General features: G+C 37.8%; 16 protein-coding genes. 9 read left to right on the plus strand and 7 right to left on the minus strand.

Annotated elements, in window-relative coordinates; genetic code table 11:
• Positions 1–66 precede the first annotated feature (66 nt).
• Genes ugpA through ACFIKG_RS03740 form a run of 3 tightly spaced genes read left to right on the plus strand, consistent with a single transcriptional unit; the run spans position 67 to position 2,862 of the window.
• The gene (gene ugpA / locus ACFIKG_RS03730) at positions 67–951 is read left to right on the plus strand and encodes a sn-glycerol-3-phosphate ABC transporter permease UgpA (protein ID WP_375611841.1); all 885 of its coding nucleotides are present in this window, start codon (positions 67–69) and stop codon (positions 949–951) included.
• Positions 952–961: 10 nt separating this feature from the next.
• The gene (gene ugpE / locus ACFIKG_RS03735) at positions 962–1,813 is read left to right on the plus strand and encodes a sn-glycerol-3-phosphate ABC transporter permease UgpE (protein WP_375626720.1); all 852 of its coding nucleotides are present in this window, start codon (positions 962–964) and stop codon (positions 1,811–1,813) included.
• Positions 1,814–1,815: 2 nt separating this feature from the next.
• Positions 1,816–2,862 carry a sn-glycerol-3-phosphate import ATP-binding protein UgpC gene (locus tag ACFIKG_RS03740; RefSeq protein ID WP_375651794.1) on the plus strand — a complete coding sequence of 349 codons (1,047 nt, stop codon included), beginning with the start codon at positions 1,816–1,818 and terminating at the stop codon, positions 2,860–2,862.
• A gap of 1,023 nt (positions 2,863–3,885) precedes the next feature.
• On the opposite strand, the gene ACFIKG_RS03745 is transcribed toward ACFIKG_RS03740, so the two are convergent.
• From ACFIKG_RS03745 to ACFIKG_RS03755, 3 genes are read right to left on the minus strand one after another with little or no spacing between them, the layout of a single operon-like run.
• Positions 3,886–4,803 carry a metal ABC transporter solute-binding protein, Zn/Mn family gene (locus tag ACFIKG_RS03745; RefSeq protein WP_375625593.1) on the minus strand — a complete coding sequence of 306 codons (918 nt, stop codon included), beginning with the start codon at positions 4,801–4,803 and terminating at the stop codon, positions 3,886–3,888.
• A 10-nt stretch (positions 4,804–4,813) separates the two neighbouring features.
• Positions 4,814–5,683 (minus strand): metal ABC transporter permease, encoded by an 870-nt coding sequence (locus ACFIKG_RS03750; RefSeq protein WP_375651795.1) that lies wholly within the window; start codon positions 5,681–5,683, stop codon positions 4,814–4,816.
• A 3-nt stretch (positions 5,684–5,686) separates the two neighbouring features.
• Complete coding sequence (locus ACFIKG_RS03755; protein WP_375626724.1) at positions 5,687–6,439, minus strand: ABC transporter ATP-binding protein; 753 nt, start codon at positions 6,437–6,439, stop codon at positions 5,687–5,689.
• Between the two features lie 680 nt (positions 6,440–7,119).
• On the opposite strand from ACFIKG_RS03755, the gene nrdH reads away from it, so the two are divergent.
• Genes nrdH through nrdF form a run of 4 tightly spaced genes read left to right on the plus strand, consistent with a single transcriptional unit; the run spans position 7,120 to position 10,860 of the window.
• A complete protein-coding gene (nrdH, locus tag ACFIKG_RS03760) occupies positions 7,120–7,344 on the plus strand; it encodes a glutaredoxin-like protein NrdH (RefSeq protein ID WP_005774163.1) in 225 nt (74 codons plus the stop codon).
• Complete coding sequence (gene nrdI, locus ACFIKG_RS03765; RefSeq protein ID WP_012754607.1) at positions 7,344–7,742, plus strand: class Ib ribonucleoside-diphosphate reductase assembly flavoprotein NrdI; 399 nt, start codon at positions 7,344–7,346, stop codon at positions 7,740–7,742. The genes nrdH and nrdI overlap by 1 nt, the downstream gene beginning before the upstream one ends.
• Entirely contained in the window at positions 7,724–9,874 is a 2,151-nt protein-coding gene (gene nrdE, locus ACFIKG_RS03770) for a class 1b ribonucleoside-diphosphate reductase subunit alpha (RefSeq protein WP_375651796.1), read from the plus strand. The genes nrdI and nrdE overlap by 19 nt, the downstream gene beginning before the upstream one ends.
• An 11-nt stretch (positions 9,875–9,885) precedes the next feature.
• On the plus strand, positions 9,886–10,860 hold the full coding sequence (gene nrdF / locus ACFIKG_RS03775) for a class 1b ribonucleoside-diphosphate reductase subunit beta (protein WP_273722534.1): 975 nt from the start codon (positions 9,886–9,888) through the stop codon (positions 10,858–10,860).
• Here nrdF and prmC read toward each other — a convergent pair.
• The 4 genes from prmC to secA all read right to left on the minus strand — a co-directional run bounded on the left by prmC (position 10,857) and on the right by secA (position 16,166).
• Entirely contained in the window at positions 10,857–11,723 is an 867-nt protein-coding gene (gene prmC, locus ACFIKG_RS03780) for a peptide chain release factor N(5)-glutamine methyltransferase (protein WP_375651797.1), read from the minus strand. The two genes, nrdF and prmC, sit on opposite strands and share 4 nt — an antisense overlap.
• Positions 11,720–12,796: a peptide chain release factor 1 gene (gene prfA, locus ACFIKG_RS03785; protein WP_375625601.1), complete on the minus strand. Its 1,077-nt coding sequence runs from the start codon at positions 12,794–12,796 to the stop codon at positions 11,720–11,722. The genes prmC and prfA overlap by 4 nt, the downstream gene beginning before the upstream one ends.
• Positions 12,797–13,018: 222 nt before the next feature.
• Positions 13,019–13,510: a Fur family transcriptional regulator gene (locus ACFIKG_RS03790; protein WP_026500203.1), complete on the minus strand. Its 492-nt coding sequence runs from the start codon at positions 13,508–13,510 to the stop codon at positions 13,019–13,021.
• Complete coding sequence (gene secA / locus ACFIKG_RS03795) at positions 13,449–16,166, minus strand: preprotein translocase subunit SecA (RefSeq protein WP_375626732.1); 2,718 nt, start codon at positions 16,164–16,166, stop codon at positions 13,449–13,451. Before secA ends, ACFIKG_RS03790 begins: the two co-directional genes overlap by 62 nt.
• Positions 16,167–16,601: 435 nt before the next feature.
• On the opposite strand from secA, the gene ACFIKG_RS03800 reads away from it, so the two are divergent.
• Together ACFIKG_RS03800 and argJ are read left to right on the plus strand one after the other, a co-directional pair.
• On the plus strand, positions 16,602–17,555 hold the full coding sequence (locus ACFIKG_RS03800; protein WP_375625607.1) for a peptidylprolyl isomerase: 954 nt from the start codon (positions 16,602–16,604) through the stop codon (positions 17,553–17,555).
• Between the two features lie 131 nt (positions 17,556–17,686).
• Positions 17,687–18,919, plus strand: coding sequence for a bifunctional glutamate N-acetyltransferase/amino-acid acetyltransferase ArgJ (argJ, locus tag ACFIKG_RS03805; protein ID WP_375626736.1), 1,233 nt, complete (start codon positions 17,687–17,689; stop codon positions 18,917–18,919).
• The last annotated feature ends 31 nt before the right edge of the window (positions 18,920–18,950 follow it).

Raw genomic sequence — 18,950 nt, forward strand, 5'->3', positions numbered from 1 at the left:
CAACAAAAACAGTTGAGTTCTTTTTGTTTATCTTTTTAAAGTCTCTACATTTAAAGAGCCCTACGAATGCAAGAAAAACATGCATATTTTAAAAATAGTCTACTTTCTTACGGACTGCTTTTCCCTCAGCTTCTTGTGACTTTTTTGTTTTTCTTCTGGCCTGCTGCTCAAGCAATAAAATCATCTTTTGAGCGTGAAGACCCTTTTGGCTTTACAACAACATTTATTGGTTTTGAAAATTATCTAACGGTTCTTTCTGATCCTACTTATCGGCAATCACTTCTTACAACCGCAGTATTTTCCATCTCAGTTACTGTCGCTTCAATGACAATATCACTTCTCTTAGCGGTCTGTGTTGACCGTGTCATCCGTGCAAAAAAGGCTTATACAATGCTTTTGCTCTGGCCCTATGCTGTTGCTCCAGTATTGGCAGGTATATTATGGCTGTTTATCTTTCATCCCACCATCGGAATTATTCCTTTTCTTCTCGAGAAAATAGGGGTGCTATGGAATTATCGTATTAATGGCACTCAAGCAATGATTCTTATTGTCATAGCGGCTAGTTGGAAGCAAATTTCTTACAATTTTCTCTTTTTTCTTACAGGTCTTCAGTCTGTTCCGCGTTCTCAAATAGAAGCAGCCGCCATTGATGGTGCTGGTCCCTTTAAACGATTTTGGACTGTGGTCTTCCCGCAAATTTCACCAACGACGTTTTTCCTTCTTATTGTCAATGTCAATTATGTTATGTTTGATACCTTTGGTATTATTGATAATACAACTTCTGGAGGTCCTGCGCGTGCAACGAGCATCCTCGTCTATAAAGTATATGACGATGGCTTTAGAAATCAAATAATCGGTGCATCAGCAGCACAATCAACAATATTGATGTTGATGGTTATTGTCTTAACCTTTATTCAGTTTCGCTGGATTGAGCGCCGTGTACAATATTAGGAAGTAAATTATGGTTGAAAATCGCCCTGTTTTGAAATTTCTAACCCATATTACTCTCATTATTGGCATTATCATTATTTTCTTTCCAGTTTATGTTGCTATCATTGCATCAACCCATAGTTCAGCAGCATTCAACTCAGGAACACTTCCTCTTTTACCTGGGAAGTATGCTTTGGAAAATTATAAAACAATCTTTGGTGATGGCCTCGCACAACTCGGTCTTCCCAACCTCTGGCCACTCTTAATGAATTCACTCATTATGGCTCTTGGGATTAGTATTGGGAAAATTATTATTTCACTTTTGTCTGCTTATGCAATTGTTTATATGCGTTTTCCTTTCCGAAAAACTGCTTTTGTTCTTATTTTTGTTACATTGATGCTCCCTGTCGAAGTTCGTATTCTTCCAACCTATGAGGTTGTTGCAAAATTGGGGATGATCGACACCTATAGTGGAATGATTATTCCACTTATTGCATCTGCAACCGCTACATTTTTATTTCGCCAGTTTTTTCTGACTATTCCAGATGAACTCTTAGAGGCGGCACGTGTTGATGGTGCAGGTCCAGTTAAATTTTTTAAGGATATTCTTCTTCCTCTCAGCAAAAGCAATATCGCTGCTTTATTTATCATTATGTTTATTTATGGATGGATACAATATCTCTGGCCTCTTATCATCACAACGGATCAAAAGCATCAAACGATCCTTATTATTTTAAAACAGCTTATTGTCGAATCACTTCAACATGATCCTCAATGGAATATACTCATGGCAGTATCGGTTGTTGCCATGGTTCCCCCTGTTCTTGTTGTTATCTTCATGCAACGGCTTTTTATCAAAGGCCTTATTGAAACGGAGAAGTAATTATGGCCATAATCCAGTTATCAAATATAAAAAAACGGTATGACAACGGCATTCTGGTCATTGATGATTTAAACTTAACTGTTGCTGATAAAGAACTTCTTGTTCTTGTCGGTCCTTCAGGGTGTGGGAAATCAACCTTATTGCGTATTATAGCAGGACTTGAACAAGTTACTTCAGGTGAATTATGTATTGATAACGAACGCATCAATGATCGTGAACCAGCTGATCGTGATATTGCTATGGTTTTTCAAAATTATGCTCTTTATCCCCATATGACAGTTCGTGGAAATTTAGAATATGGTCTTAAAAATCGTAAAACTCCTAAAGAAGAAATTAAAAAACGCATCGCACATGCTGCAAAACTTTTGGAGATAGAATCATTTCTTGATCGTAAGCCACGACAATTATCAGGAGGACAACGTCAGCGTGTTGCAATGGGGCGTGTGATTGTACGCCAACCCCGTGTTTTTCTTTTTGATGAACCTCTTTCAAATCTTGATGCAAAATTGCGGGCGCAAATGTGTATTGAAATAAAAACACTACAGCGTTCACTAGGAACGACCAGCCTCTATGTTACCCATGATCAACTAGAAGCTATGACATTAGCTGATAGAATAGTCGTTTTGAATAAAGGAGCTATCGAGCAAATTGGAACACCAATGGAAATTTACGACACTCCAGCAACAACATTTGTTGCTGATTTTATTGGTTCTCCTCCTATGAATTTTCTTGATCGCCATGTCTTAGAACAACATTTAGGGCATTCATTTTCTTATGGCGAAGAAACTGATCTTTTAGCATTCAGACCTGAAATAATCTTATTGGGCGAACATCCAGATAAAGGACCTGTCTTTCACACAAAAATTGAGCTTATCAAGCCTATTGGAACAGGTTGCCATGTTTTAACGCGCTGGAATGATATCATCTTTACGATTGAAATAAAAGAACGCTTGACACACGACTATGGGCAAAAACTAAGTTTCACTGTCGCTCATCAGAATTTTCATACTTTTAATAAAAACACTGGAAAGCGCACAAATAATAAGTAAGCATTAATTGATGTGACACGACTTTCTTTTATGTTGCGTCATGATAATGTTGTGTTTTGACTTTCTCGATTACATTTACAAAATCAGGTTGTACCCGATGTGATTAAAAACAAAATTTTAAAAGTTTTGGTAATGATCTATTGTTCCATGGCGCTGAGAGTGTCAAAATATTTATATGAAGAAAATTTGCATTTTCACGGTCTGTAAGAAGAATATTATTTTCAAACCTCAAACATAATAAAATCATTTTCATTATAAAAAATATCAATATAAAATAACCATTCATTAACCATATGTTTCTTGATGTAATAATTTATGTATCTTATAAAAAGTAAATGAGGGAAATAGAGGGAACCAATAATTCACAGATGAGAGGGGATGCGCCCCATATCTTAGCTCTGATCCCTAACATAAGAAGTCTATTTGATCCAAAAAATACGACGCTGTTCTAAATAGCCTGTACGAGAATAGGCATATTTTATTTTACCGCTGACCATATGATCTTAAATGGTTTCAGAGCTTCTATAAGAAGCTTTTATTTTTTCTCATGTAAATCACTATGCAATTTTCAGCTAGGGTATCTGGTCAGTTGCAAAAGAAATCACTGAGAGATAGAAGGCGCGCTTGTTTTAAAATTTTCATTACTTTTAATGATAAAAGCAGATGAAACACATCTGTAACATCCCATCAAATTTTCTATATTCTTGAGTTAAAAAATTGCCTATAGATCATCCTTAGACAGATCTTTATGAATATGACATAAGGGATTGGTGCGAATACCTATAAGAATTAGCAGGGACAAAGACAGTTATCTTGTTGTTTTGCAAAGCATTTTATAAAAGCTGATATATTTTTTTAATATATTGCCAGTATATTAATGGTTTTATGATATTGCATTCTTATAAAGTGCGTACTTTTTTGTTGCTTATAAACCAACCTAAACTTTATACAACAGTATGTTTGAGACAAATATGAAGACGGTTCAGTGCTGTATTCAGTTTTTTATCTCTTTTGTAGAAGATCTTAATGTTTTGTGATGGCATCAATGATGGTATTCACATTATGTTCCATCATATCGAGATAAGTTGCTGCGGGGCCATTTTTATTTGACAATGCATCAGAATAAAGTGTCCCACCAATTTTCAAACCTGTTTCTTTTGCAATCTGTTTTATGAGACGGGGATTAGAGATATTTTCAACGAATAGTGCAGCTGCTTTATTCGCCTTAATTTGTTTGATAAGTTTAGCAACATCGGCTGCGGTTGCTTCAGCTTCTGTTGAAGCACTTTGAGGGGCGAGGATAGTAAAACCGTATTCTTTTGCAAAATAGCCAAAGGCGTCATGAGATGTGATAATGATACGTTTATCTTTAGGGATGGTAGTAATTTTTGTTTTCAGGGTATCTTGTGCTATTTTAAGTTTTTGGATGTAGGTTTCGGCATTTTTTTTGTAGCTTGTGCAGGATTGTGGATCGATTTTACAAAAAGCAGCAGCGATATTCTTCACATAGATTTTGACATTGGGAATTGTTTGCCAAGCATGTGGATCAATAACGCTGTGGTGATGATGGGCGTTATGTTCTTGATTTTTCATTTTGAGGGAGGGAATGTTAGCGCTAACTTTGACAAGAAGTGCTTTTGTACCGCTTGCTGTAATGAGGCGATCAATGAATCCTTCTAAATGAAGTCCGTTGATGAAAATAATTTGAGCATTTCTAAGAGCTTGAACATCATGGGGGGTAGGTTCATAAGTGTGGGTATTTGCATTGGGACCTACAAAAGTGGTCATAGAGATATGGTTGTCTCCTACATTTTTTACGAGATCTGCGAGAATAGAAAAGCTCGCAACAACTTTGATTTTATTGTTTGCAGAAGCAGAAAATGGAGAAAAAGAAAGCAATAAAGCTCCAAGAAGAACAAATTTTTGAGCAAACTTAGGCACATTTTTTTCCTTAAAGTGAGGAGGTATAAAAGAGGTGGGGAAACCATGTTACAATAAGTCCACGTGGACTTATCAAGCAGGAAAAAAGATAAATAAATCCTGCGGCAATGATGATCGCAGGGCCGGAGGGAAGTGAAAGATGAAAAGAAAGCAGGAGACCACATACGCTAGAAATGATTCCAAAAAGAGTGGAAAGTGCGCAAATAGGGCCTAGCCGTGAAAACCAAAAACGGGCTGTAATAGCTGGAATCATCATAATGCCAACGGAAAGTAATGTTCCTAGTGATTGAAATCCTCCAACCAGATTCAACACCACAAGTCCAAGCAATGAAATATGAATATATTTACTCAATGGAGAGAGTGATTTAAAAAAGAGGGGGTCAAAGCTTTCTAAAACGAGTGCACGCCAAAAAATACAAAGGCTGCATAGTGTAATCAGCATTATAGTAGTGATTAACCAGAGGGTTTGTGCATCAAGTGCAAGAACCGATCCGAATAAGAGATGAAGCAGCTCAATTGTTGAGTCTTTTAGTGAGATAATAATGACACCTGCCGCGAGTGCAATAAGATAAAAGACAGTCATGGATGCATCTTCTTTCTGAAAGCTATTTCGTGAAATTAAAATGGTTGCTAAAGCGACAATAATACCAGCGAAGATGCCACCAAGTGTCATAGATATGAGGGAAAAGCCACAAATCAGAAAAGCAGTTGCAACACCAGGAAGAATGGCATGAGAGATAGCATCTCCTGTCAAGCTCATTCCACGGAGCATCAAAAATACACCAACAGGACAAGCGCTAATAGACAGGAAAATAGAACCGATAAGGGCGTTTTGCATAAATTGGAAATCAACAAAGGGAGCAAGAAAAAATGCATACACGTCTTATAACCTAAGAAAGAGAGGATCATTGATGGGAAGATTTTGTTTTTGTGCGCTAATAGGAAAAGAATTGGATGTGAGAGGTGGCATAACGTGATGAATAGTGTTGTTTAAAAACTGTGTTGTTTCTCCATAAAAGGCGTTTTGTTGATTAATTTGAATCATTTGGGGGAAAAATTCTTGCACGATGAGAGGGTTATGGAGTGCTGTGAGAACTGTGCGTCCTTGCTGTTGCCAGTATGTGATCAGTGCAAGAAGATCTTTTTGGGTCTTATGATCTACACCATTGAAAGGTTCATCAAGCAAAATAATATTGGCATCTTGCACAATGATACGTGCAAAAAGAGCGCGTTGTAATTGCCCGCCTGATAATGTTTCAAGCGAACGGGGTGCGAGTTCTGTAAGCCCAACCATTTCAAGCGCATTTTGAATCTTAGAATCATAAGGGCGCTGGCTTTTCCATAATCCACAAAAAGACCACAGCCCTGTTTTTACAAGCGTTTTCACATCAATTGGAAATGTTTGATCTACATCACATTGCTGAGAAAGATAAGCAATGCGGCTTTTTTTTGGTTTTGTAATTTTTCCCTTAAGAGGTTTAATCAATCCGGCGATGGCTTTTAGCAGTGTCGATTTTCCAGCGCCATTATCACCTGTTATTGCGACCAATGAACCAGCTTTTAACTTCGCTGAAAAGTTCTTTATTGCTATTCTATTTCCATAGCCTAATGTTGTCTTATTGAAGTGCAGATCCATATTTTTTACCATCGTTGCTTATTATTTTGGAAACTATGTAATAATATAACGTTTGTCAATAAAATGTTATATTATTACATAGTTTTGAGAACTGAAAATTTTAGTGTGAAGATCGTGGAAAATTAAAAATAATAATTGAATTCACCTTGACGAAAGAGAGAGAGTATATACTATATATAGTATCAAAATGATTGGTGATTCTAAATAAGCACAAGAGAGGGTGTTAGTGTGTTTCGTTTGGTATCTAAGTTATTTCCATTATTGTAAAGAGTTTATTGACCAAGGGCATAGCAGTATTTTTGCTGAAGGATCTCTTTTGGAAGGATTCCTTTCGTTTTTGTAATTGATTTTTGCCGAAAAAGAGTAAAACAGAGCTCTTGAAAAACGGTAGTTTAGAACGTTAGTTTTTTAGACAGCAGGAGGGAATTGTAATGCAAGCAAAAGATTGTTTATAACTGGGGGGCTTTGCCATTTAAGTTATAGAATAATCGCTTATTCTCATCATAGTCTTTGAAGTTATTTGATGAGGAATTCTGTTATGTTCAGGAAGCTGTGTACTATTCGAAAATAACCACATGTTTTGCGTACAATTTCTGTTTTTTTGTTATTCTTGAGTACTTATAAAATTATTAGATTGACCCTTTAGGGTTGATTATTTGGAATTGTGAAAGTTGAAGAAAATGTCGATCACTATTTATAGCAAACCATCTTGTGTCCAATGTGATGCTACACGCCGTGCTTTTGATGCAAAAGGCATTCATTATCGCGTTGTTGATATTTCTTGTGATGAACAAGCATACAGTTTTGTTCAATCTCTGGGGTATCGTCAGGTTCCTGTCGTTGTTTGTGGTGAAAATCATTGGTCTGGTTTTAGACCAGATATGATTAGTGGTCTTTGTGCTTAATGGGGCTTATTGTTTATTATTCGAGTGCAACGGGTAATACAGAACATTTTGTCTCGCAACTTGGTCAACGACTCTTCAAAATTGATAAAAGAAAGCCTTCTGCATTGGTTGGTGAACCTTATGTACTGGTTGTTCCTACATATGCAGATGGTGAAGGAAGAGGAGCAGTGCCGAAAGCCGTTATCCATTTTCTTAATGAAGCTGAGAACCGAAAATTAATTCGTGGTGTCATTGGTGGTGGGAATCGTAATTTTGGTTGTTATTATAATTTAGCAAGTAAAATCATTGCTGAAAAATGTTGTGTACCTTGCCTTTATCGTTTTGAGCTGCGTGGAACTGATGAAGACGTTCTTTATGTAAAAAAGGGATTGGAAAGATTTTGGAAACAATTGGTATAGGACAATCGCAGAAATCGGATCAGATTACTGATTATCATGCGCTGAATGCAATGCTTAATCTTTATGATGAGAATGGTCATATTCAATTTGATATGGATCGACTTGCCGCACGGCAGTATTTCCTTCAGCATGTTAATCAAAATACAGTTTTTTTTCATAACCTGAAGGAAAAAATAGATTACTTAATAGAAGAAGGTTATTATGAAAAAGCTTTATTTGATCTTTATGATTTTTCTTTTATTAAAAAACTTTTTAAACGTGCTTATGCATTTAAGTTTCGTTTTCCCACCTTTTTAGGCGCATTTAAGTATTATACAAGTTATACACTGAAGACTTTTGATGGGAAACGTTATCTTGAACGTTATGAAGATCGCGTCTGTCTTGTAGCTTTATATTTGGCACAAGGAAATAAATCTCTTGCTGAAAATTTTGTGGATGAAATTGTTACAGGCCGGTTTCAACCGGCTACACCGACATTTTTAAATGCTGGGAAAAAACAACGTGGTGAATTGGTTTCGTGTTTTTTGCTACGTGTTGAAGATAATATGGAATCGATAGGTCGTGCGGTTAATTCGGCTTTGCAGCTTTCAAAACGTGGTGGAGGTGTGGCGCTTTGTTTAACCAATTTGCGGGAAGCTGGAGCACCAATTAAGCAAATAGAAAATCAGTCCTCAGGTGTCTTACCGGTGATGAAACTCTTAGAAGATTCTTTTTCTTACGCCAATCAGCTTGGGGCACGACAGGGGGCTGGAGCTGTTTATTTGCATGCCCATCATTTAGATATTATGAAGTTTTTGGATACAAAGCGTGAAAATGCTGATGAAAAAGTTAGAATCAAAACGCTTTCGCTTGGTGTCGTTATTCCTGATATTACTTTTGAGCTTGCACGGAATAATGAGGATATGTATCTCTTCTCATCTTATGATATCGAGCGTGTGACAGGTAAGCCCTTTAGCGATATTTCTTTAACGGAGCATTATCGTTCTTTTGTTGATAATGCAAAGATTCGTAAAAACAAAATAAGTGCACGCGTTTTTTTCCAGACATTAGCAGAAATTCAATTTGAATCAGGTTATCCCTATATTTTATTTGAGGATACTGCTAATCGATCGAATCCGATAGCTGGGCGCATAAGTATGAGCAATTTATGTTCAGAAATTTTGCAGGTGAGTGAGGCGAGTGAACTGGAGACAGATTTAACTTATCGCACGATTGGAAGTGATATATCCTGTAATCTTGGATCTATGAATATTGCCAAAGCAATGGAAAGTCCTGATTTCGGACAGACCGTGGAATCTGCTGTTCGTGCCCTTACTGCGGTTTCGGATATGAGTAATATTGCCTGTGTGCCTTCCATTGCGAAAGGCAATGCTGAAAGTCATGCGATTGGTTTGGGACAAATGAATTTGCATGGGTTTCTAGCGCGTGAACAGATCTATTATGGGTCTCCAGAAGCGATAGATTTTACCAATATCTATTTTTATATTGTGACATATCACGCCATACGGGCTTCCAATTTGATTGCACGTGAACGTCAAGAAATGTTTGCAGGGTTTGAAAAATCAGCTTATGCAGATGGACGTTTTTTCGAAAAATATATTGAAAAAGAATGGAAACCGCAATTTGCGCTTGTGCAAGAGCTTTTTGCGCGGAACAATATTGTTATCCCAGATCAAAAGGATTGGCAGGAACTGAAAAAATTAGTCATTGAGTATGGGCTTTATAACCGCAATTTGCAGGCAGTTCCACCTACGGGATCTATTTCCTATATTAATCATGCCACTTCTTCTATTCATCCAATTGCTTCAAAAATTGAAATTCGCAAAGAGGGAAAAATTGGGCGCGTTTATTATCCCGCTCCTTATATGGATAATACGAATTTAAATTTTTACCAAGATGCTTATGAGATTGGTCCTGAAAAAATTATAGATACCTATGCTGCTGCAACACAGCATGTTGATCAAGGTCTTTCATTAACATTATTTTTTCCTGATACCGCTACCACACGTGATATTAACCGCGCACAAATTTATGCCTGGAAAAAGGGTATAAAGAGTATTTACTATGTACGATTACGGCAAGTAGCGTTGAGTGGAACAGAAGTTGATGGCTGTGTTTCGTGTAGTTTATAGGAGATCATCATATGACAAAGATTACAACCAAAAATCCTGTTGTGTGCGCTGTTAATTGGAATAGATTACATGATGAGAAAGATCTTGAAGTATGGAACCGCTTAACTGGGAATTTTTGGTTACCTGAGAAGGTACCACTTTCCAATGATATTCCTTCATGGTCAAGCTTAACAGATGAAGAACGTAAATTAACAATTCGTGTTTTTACAGGACTAACGCTTTTAGATACAATTCAAAACACCGTAGGAGCCATTTCGCTTCTGGCTGATGCAATAACAGAGCATGAGGAGGCAGTGTTGACGAATATTGCTTTCATGGAAGCGGTTCATGCACGTTCTTATTCCTCTATTTTTTCAACCCTTTGTTCGACGGTAGAGGTTGATGATGCGTTTAGATGGTCAGAAGAAAATATTCATTTGCAGAAAAAGGCTAGATTAGTACTTGAGCGTTATGAAGCAAATGATCCACTTAAGAAAAAAATTGCTTCGACTTTGCTGGAAAGCTTTTTATTTTATTCTGGCTTTTATTTGCCCATGTATTGGGCCAGTCGCGCTAAGTTGACCAATACAGCAGATCTCATTCGACTAATCATTCGTGATGAAGCAGTCCATGGTTATTATATAGGTTATAAATTCCAATTGGGCTTTGCAAAGCTTGATGAAGCCAAAAGACAAGAAATTAAAGATTTTGCTTTTAACCTGCTCTTTGACCTTTATAATATCGAGTGCAAATATACTGAAGATCTTTATGATGCACTTGGATTGACAGAAGATGTTAAAATTTTTCTTCATTATAATGCTAACAAGGCTTTAATGAATTTAGGTTTTGAAGCTCTTTTTCCCCCTGAGGTTTGTCGTGTTAATCCCGCTATTTTGGCAGCTTTATCACCAAACTCTGACGAAAATCATGACTTTTTTTCAGGGGCAGGTTCTTCTTATGTCATTGGCAAGGCGGTTGCTACCACGGATGATGATTGGGAATTTTAATGTTTGCATGCAAATAGAAGTGCGCGGGGTATTCCACTTAGATCTTTACGCACTTCTAAACATTGAAAACCATTTTTTTTAAATAAATTGCAGACTTCATTTTCTTGAGAGTAACCAATTTCAACAGCGACATAGCTGTTTTCTTTTAAGTAGTTGGCTGCTTCATGAGCGAGTTTTCGATAAAAATCAAGTCCATCTTCCCCTCCTATCAGAGCGCGCAATGGGTCATGTAAGCGCACTTCTTTTGCAAGTTTTTTGATATCTTTTGCGGGAATATAAGGTGGATTGGAAACAATGAAATTAAAGCGATCTGCGACAGAATCAAACCAGTCGCTAAGAAGCGGTGTGAAGCGGTGTGCTACTTCAGCATTCTTTGCATTTTTTTTCGCTGTTTTAAGGGCATCTTCAGAAATATCGACTGCCACCGCATAGGATTGGGGAATTTGTTTAAGGAGTGTAATGGCAATGGCGCCACTTCCTGTTCCCATATCAAGGAATGTTGTTCTTCCCGAATTTTCGACCTGTTTTTGGAGAAAAGGGAGAACAAGATCTATCAGCGTTTCTGTATCAGGACGAGGTTCTAACGTCTCTTGAGACAATGTAAAAGATATACCATAAAATTCTCGTGCTCCTATAATACGATAGACGGGTTCGCCTGCAATACGCCGTTGTAAAGCCTGTTCTATTTGTATAATATGCTCAGAAGACAGATGCATATCTGGTTTAGAAATTCTTTCAGCAGCATTTATTCCTGTTATCCATTCAACGAGTATTTTCGCATCGAGATCGGCTTCAGCAATTCCTTTCGTGCGCAATTTTTCTTGCATTTGTTGGATGACATTCTTGAAAGAATATTTTCTCAATTATTATCCATTTCCATCAGCAGTGTTGTTTGATGATCTGAGATGAGTGCATGAAGAAGCTCATCAAGATCTCCCTCTAGAATGCGATCAAGCTTATACAAGGTTAGATTAATACGGTGATCCGTGACACGTCCTTGTGGAAAATTATAGGTACGAATACGTTCTGAACGATCACCAGAACCAACTTGGCTTTTACGAGAAGCTGAACGTTCACTTTCCGCTTTTTGTCGTTCGATATCGAATAAGCGTGCCCGTAAAATTTGAAGGGCTCGTGCTCGGTTTTGATGTTGTGATTTTTCTGCTTGTACGACCATAATTCCTGTTGGAATATGCGTGATACGAACAGCTGAATCCGTTGTATTAACATGCTGTCCTCCTGCTCCAGATGCACGCATTGTGTCAATACGAATATCTTCAGGGCGAATATCAATATCAATTTCTTCAGCCTCCGGAAGGACTGCAACGGTAGCAGCAGATGTATGGATACGTCCACCGGTTTCTGTTTCGGGGATGCGTTGCACACGATGAACCCCTGATTCATATTTCAATTTAGAAAAGACACCTTTTCCTGAGATAGTAGCAATAATCTCTTTATATCCGCCAACTTCTCCCTCACTGAGTGAAATAACTTCTACTTTCCAATGGTGAGCATGGGCATAACGTTCATACATACGGAAAAGATCACCGGAAAAAAGTGCTGCTTCTGATCCACCTGTTCCTGCTCGAATTTCAACAATAGCGTTTTTTTCATCAGCAACATCTTTAGGCAAAAGCAGAATCTGGAGTTCTTTTTCAAATTGCTCTACTTTTTTATATAACAATGGTAGCTCTTCTTGGGCAAGATTACGCATCTCTATATCTGTTTGTTTATCATTGATAATCGTTTCTAATTCTGTAATCTCTCCGTAAAGAGCATTTAATGCGCGTATAGAGGCAATAACGGGTTGTAGTTCTGCATATTCAGAAGCTAATTTGACATATGTTTCAGCATTTGGATTAGTCGTCATTTGGCTTTCAATTATTTCAAAGCGCTTTTCAAGCTGTCTCATACGATCTTGTGGCAAAGAAACCATGATAATATTGGCCTAATTTTTCATAATACAATTTTTATAATATTTTGTTGCAATGATTTTTCGTTATAATGCTGACAATGAATTACCGTATAGCATCATACAAAAAGGGGTAATAGAGCAAAAATTTTTTTTTGCCAATGGAAACTGTTATATCTTAAAGGTAAATTTTTATAAAACTTGATTTACCTGAGGTATTTTATCTAATGATATATAATCACTTTTTTAAGAGTTTTTTTTTCCGTAAAGTTCAAGGCGGTGATGAATAATATCATAGCCAAGGGACTTTGCAATTTCCTCTTGCAGCTTTTCAATAACATCAGAATGAAACTCGATAACTTGTCCTGTTTCTATATCAATGAGATGATCATGATGTTGCCCATCTGCTTGCTCAAAACGAGATGGACCACCACTAAAGCTATGGCGATGAATTGTTCCATTTCCTTCTAATGTTTTCATGGTTCGATAAACAGTTGAGAGTGAAATACTCGAATCTATTTTGTTTGCACGCTGAAAAATCTCAAATGCATTGGGATGGTCATTTGTATCAGTCAAAATATCAAGAATAACTCGTCGTTGACGTGTTACTCTTAAACCAGCTGTGCGCAATTCTTGCTCATAATTTCGCTTTTTATTCATTTTCATAGTTTGCTTTTCAAACAAAGGCTCCATGACAGTGTTTGTATTTTTTCTCTGAACCGCAAGGACAACGCTCATTACGTCCAACTTTTCCCCATGTGGTTACATCGTTAGGGTCACGATCTTGTGGATTAACAAATCTATTTTCTTGTGATCGTGCCCATAAGGTGGGAGCATTTTCTTGACTTTGATCATTAAAAACAGAAGAAGCAGCATCAGTTTGCTCAGGCATGGTCGGTTCTGTAGGTTGTTGAATGATTTCAAAGCGCATAAGCTTAGAAGTGACAATTCTGCGCAAATTTCTCAACATACTTTGAAAGAGTTCAAAAGATTCTGTCTTATATTCATTGAGCGGATCCCGCTGCGCATAACCACGAAAACCAACAACAGAACGCAAATGGTCTAAACTCACCAGATGTTCACGCCATAACGTGTCAATAGTTTCGAGCAATACTGCCTTGTGAAAATAAGCCATAACTTCTGGAGAATAGCGTTCAGTACGTTCATTTTCAAGTTTTGTAACAGCATCTGATACACGCTCTAAAATCTGCTCCTCGGCAATTCCATCTTCTTTTGCCCATTCTCTTACTGGAAGCTCAAGATTAAAGAGTTGTTGAAGTTCTTCTTCGAGAGTTTTTACATCCCATTTTTCAGAATATGTCCCTGATGGAATATAAGCCTCTACGAGATCCTCTACGACTTCATTGCGCATTTCAAGGATCATTTCTGATAAATCATCTGCGTTCATGATCTCCATACGCTGTTCAAAAATAACCTTGCGTTGATCATTCATGACATCATCATATTTTAGCAGATTTTTACGAATTTCAAAGTTTCGTGCTTCGACCTTTTTTTGTGCTTTTTCAAGGGCTTTATTAATCCATGGATGGATAATAGCTTCATTTTCTTTCAATCCAAGTTTTTGCAGCATACCATCCATACGATTGGAGCCAAAGATACGCATAAGATCATCTTGAAGAGAGAGAAAGAATTTTGAGCGACCTGGATCGCCTTGGCGACCAGAACGTCCACGAAGCTGGTTATCAATACGACGGCTTTCATGACGTTCCGTCGCAATGACGTAAAGACCACCAGCAGCTAAAGCTTTGTCTTTAAGCTTCTGAACATCTTTTTTTATTTCTTCAATTTTAGCTGTCCGCTCTGGACCTTCGGGGATATCCTGTAACTCTTGTCGGATGCGCATTTCAACATTACCACCAAGCTGTATATCCGTACCGCGTCCTGCCATGTTGGTTGCGATGGTGAGAGCTCTAGGAACTCCTGCTTGCGCAATGATGTACGCTTCTTGTTCGTGATAGCGAGCATTTAAGACTCTAAAATCGGTAATGCCTTCTTTTCGCAAACGCTCTGCCAATTGTTCTGACTTTTCAATAGAGGTTGTTCCAACAAGAATAGGCTGTTCTTTTTCGTGTGCTTGACGGATATCACGCACAATTGCCCGATATTTCTCTTCTGCTGTTCGATAAATTTCATCATCTTCATCAATACGTTGTATTGGCAAATTTGTAGGGACTTCAACAACGTCAAGACCATAAATATTTCTGAATTCTTCGGCTTCTGTTGTTGCAGTTCCAGTCATTCCAGATAATTTCCTATACATACGGAAGTAATTTTGGAAAGTGATGGAAGCAAGTGTCTGGTTTTCTGGTTGAATAGCAACATGCTCCTTAGCTTCTAACGCTTGATGAAGTCCTTCAGAATAACGCCGCCCAGGCATCATTCGCCCTGTAAATTCGTCAATAATAACGATTTCATCATTGCGAACAATGTAATCTTTATCGCGAGCAAACAGTTTATGAGCTTTTAGAGCATTATTGACATGATGAACGATAGCGACATTTTCTATGTCATAAAGACTTTCACCTTTAAGATGTCCAGCTTGTTCGAGCATTTTTTCAATTTTTTCAGTACCAACTTCGGTAAAAGTCGTTGTTTTTTGTTTTTCGTCTATTTCATAGTCTTCTGGAGTTAAGGCAGGAATAAATGTATCAATAAGGTTATAGAAGTCAGTACGATCTTCTAGAGGACCAGAAATAATAAGGGGTGTACGGGCTTCATCGATAAGAATCGAATCAACTTCATCAACAATCGCGTAATGATGTCCACGTTGGACCATTTGACTACGATCGAAGGCCATATTATCACGCAAATAATCAAAACCTAGTTCATTATTTGTAGCATAGGTGATGTCGCATGCATAGGCCTCTCGGCGGGCATCACTATCAAGATCATGAAGAATCACGCCTGTTGTAAGCCCTAGAAAACTAAAAATTTTCCCCATTGTTTCAGCATCACGACTGGCGAGATAATCATTTACTGTCACAACATGAACGCCTTTACCTTCCAATGCATTGAGATAAATTGGTAAAGTTGCCATTAATGTTTTACCTTCACCAGTACGCATTTCAGCTATGCCACAGTCGTGAAGGACCATTCCACCAATAAGTTGCACGTCAAAAGGACGCATGTCATAAACACGTTTTGCGGCTTCACGAACAGTTGCGAAAGCTTCTGGTAAGAGCAAATCAACACTTTCACCTTCACTAAGACGTTTACGAAAGGCATCTGTTTTTTGGCAAAGCTGCTCATCACTTAATTTTACAAATTGTTCTTCCAAAGCATTAATTTGTGCAACTTTTTGGCGGAGTGCTTTGAGACGTCGCTCATGAGCTGAACCAAAAAACTTACGGGCAAAAACACCTAAACTGACCATCTCTGGCCCTTTCTTTTAATTGTTGTCACTCTTGTTGGGTAATTCATACGCTTTCCCCATACTCTACATTTTCTTCAAGTTATCTGATATTATTAGAGACATCATGAAATGCAGATGGTACCATTATACTTGTTGGTGTGCAATTTTTCACTTTAATTGTAAAGTAGAGATAAGAGGCTAAGCGCTCTATGTCAACTTTAGGTACGCTATTTAACTGATACAATACAAAGTAATTTAAGATACAATATGTCATTTTTCTCTATTATCATGTTTTTCATCTGCATTAGATAGGATTGGAGCAACTGAGATAAAAGGACAATTTTATACTTTTTTAAAATAAAATTACTAATTTATTTCTCTATGTTTAAAGGTTAAAGTGTTATGGTAAAGAAAATTGGAATCTTGAACCTGCCTTCATTTTTAAGGAGTATATTTATGAAATTTAACTTTATCACGCTTTTTTTAGCATCAGCTTTATTGGCAAGTACAAGTTTAGGGGTGAGAGCCCAAGAAGGTTTGAATTCATCGTCGAATGATTTAAAGACTTTGGAGAAAACTTCTGAAAAAGCCGTTTCTCCTTCTCATGTTATGGCGGTTATCGATGGGAAAAATATTACAGCAGGCCAATTGGATGATTTAGCGCTTGAAATAAATCCTAATTTAGCACGTTTTCCTGATGAACAACGCCGTATGATGGTTCTAAAAGCTTATTTAGATATGCAGGCACTTGCAAAAGCAGCAAGAAGCAAAGGTCTTGATAAGACAGAAGCTTACGATAAACGTATGTCAGTCATGCGTGACAATGTTCTTCAACAGCTTTATTTTAAACAGGCGATTGTTGACAAAATCTCGGATACTGATTTGGAAGCTCTTTATAAGCAAGAAGTCGCTGCTTTACCTAAAGAAGATGAGGTTAAAGCGCGTCATATTTTGGTCAAAACAAGAAAAGAAGCAGAATCTATCATTAAGCATTTAAATAAAGGCGAAAATTTTGAAGAGATTGCAAAGAAAAGTTCAACAGATGGTTCTGCTGCTGTTGGAGGTGATCTTGGTTATTTTAGCCATGGTCAAATGGTCAAGCCTTTTGAAGATGCTGCATTTGGTTTAAAAATTGGCGAATACACTAAACAACCCGTTGAAAGTCCTTTTGGTTGGCATATTATTAAATTAGAAGATCGTCGTTTGAAACAACCTCCTGCATTTGATGATGTTAAAGAGATGTTGCGGACACAGCTGATAAAAAAGCGCTATCAAGAACTGATTGTTGATTTGCGTAGCAAGATAGATGTGAAATACCCTGATCCTAATGTTACGAAAATCATGGAATCGCTTCATCAAAATGGAACGCTACTTCCCGATGAGACATCAGATGAAGAAGATACGGAATAGCTAGGAAAAATAAGTGGATAGCCTCTTTAATAGATAATTTGCTAGGTTAGTTTTGTTCAAAAAGCCTAGCAGTTTTCTATGAGGGGTTATTGATCTGCAATTATTTCATTTATTTTTACAGAAAGCATATTGTGGTTTTGAAAATTTCTCCTTTGTCGCCTCAAAAGATCCAGGAGCTTTCTCCCTTATCTGGGGTACGGATAGCAACAGCTGAAGCTGGGATTAAATATAAAGATCGTACAGATCTTCTTTTCATCATATTCGATAAGCCAGTGAGTGTGGCCGGTGTTTTTACCCGTTCAAAATGTCCATCTGCCCCTGTAGAGCATTGTCGTGCATCGCTTCCTCATGGGGTTGCGAGGGGTGTTGTTGTGAATTCTGGAAATGCAAATGCTTTTACAGGAAGCAAAGGAAAGCGCACAACCGATGAAATCATCTGTGCAGCAGCGAACGCTTTAAAGGTTAGAGGAGATGAAATTTTTATAGCTTCTACGGGTGTTATTGGTGAGCCAATGGATGCATCGGGTATTGTCAATCTTTTACCAAGTATGGCAGAGACAGCAGAAGAGGGGAATTGGTTGGAAGCTGCAAAAGCCATAATGACAACGGACACATTTCCAAAACTTGCGACGCGCACTTTTGACTGTGGGGGAGAGAGTGTTACCATTAATGGAATTGCAAAAGGTGCTGGTATGATTGCACCTGATATGGCGACAATGCTGTCATTTGTGGTTAGTGATGCGACTATTTCTTCGGATGCACTCCAATCCATGTTATCAGAGGCAGTTGAGGGTTCTTTCAATTCAATTACTGTTGATAGCGATACCTCAACTTCAGATACGCTTATGTTGTTTGCGACAGGAAAAGAACATTTTCCATGTCTTACAAGTAAATCTGATCCGCGTTATGGAGTTTTTGTGAAACAATTGAGTGCACTTCTGCATGAACTTGCACTACAAGTTGTTTGTGATGGCGAAGGTGCTCGTCATTTAATTGAGGTTAATGTGATGGGCGCTACAACAAACAATGCAGCTAAAACTATTGCTTTATCAATTGCAAATTCACCGCTCGTAAAAACGGCTATTGCCGGTGAAGATGCGAATTGGGGGCGGGTCGTTATGGCAGTTGGGAAGGCCGGTGTTGAAGTCGATCGTGATCTATTGACGATTTGGTTTGGTGAGCATCGTGTGGCCGTGAATGGCGTACGAGATCCTGAGTATTGTGAAGAGACAATAGGTGCTTATATGCAAGGTAAACACATCACAATTCGTGTTGATATCGGTTTGGGTAAGAGCACAGCGACGGTTTGGTCTTGCGATTTAACAAAAGAGTACGTTATGATCAATAGCGATTACAGAAGTTAATGGATGCACTCTCTATATTTAACTGCCTATT

The organism is Bartonella sp. LB28NMGDW, from assembly GCF_042194435.1.
Lineage (GTDB): Bacteria > Pseudomonadota > Alphaproteobacteria > Rhizobiales > Rhizobiaceae > Bartonella > Bartonella grahamii.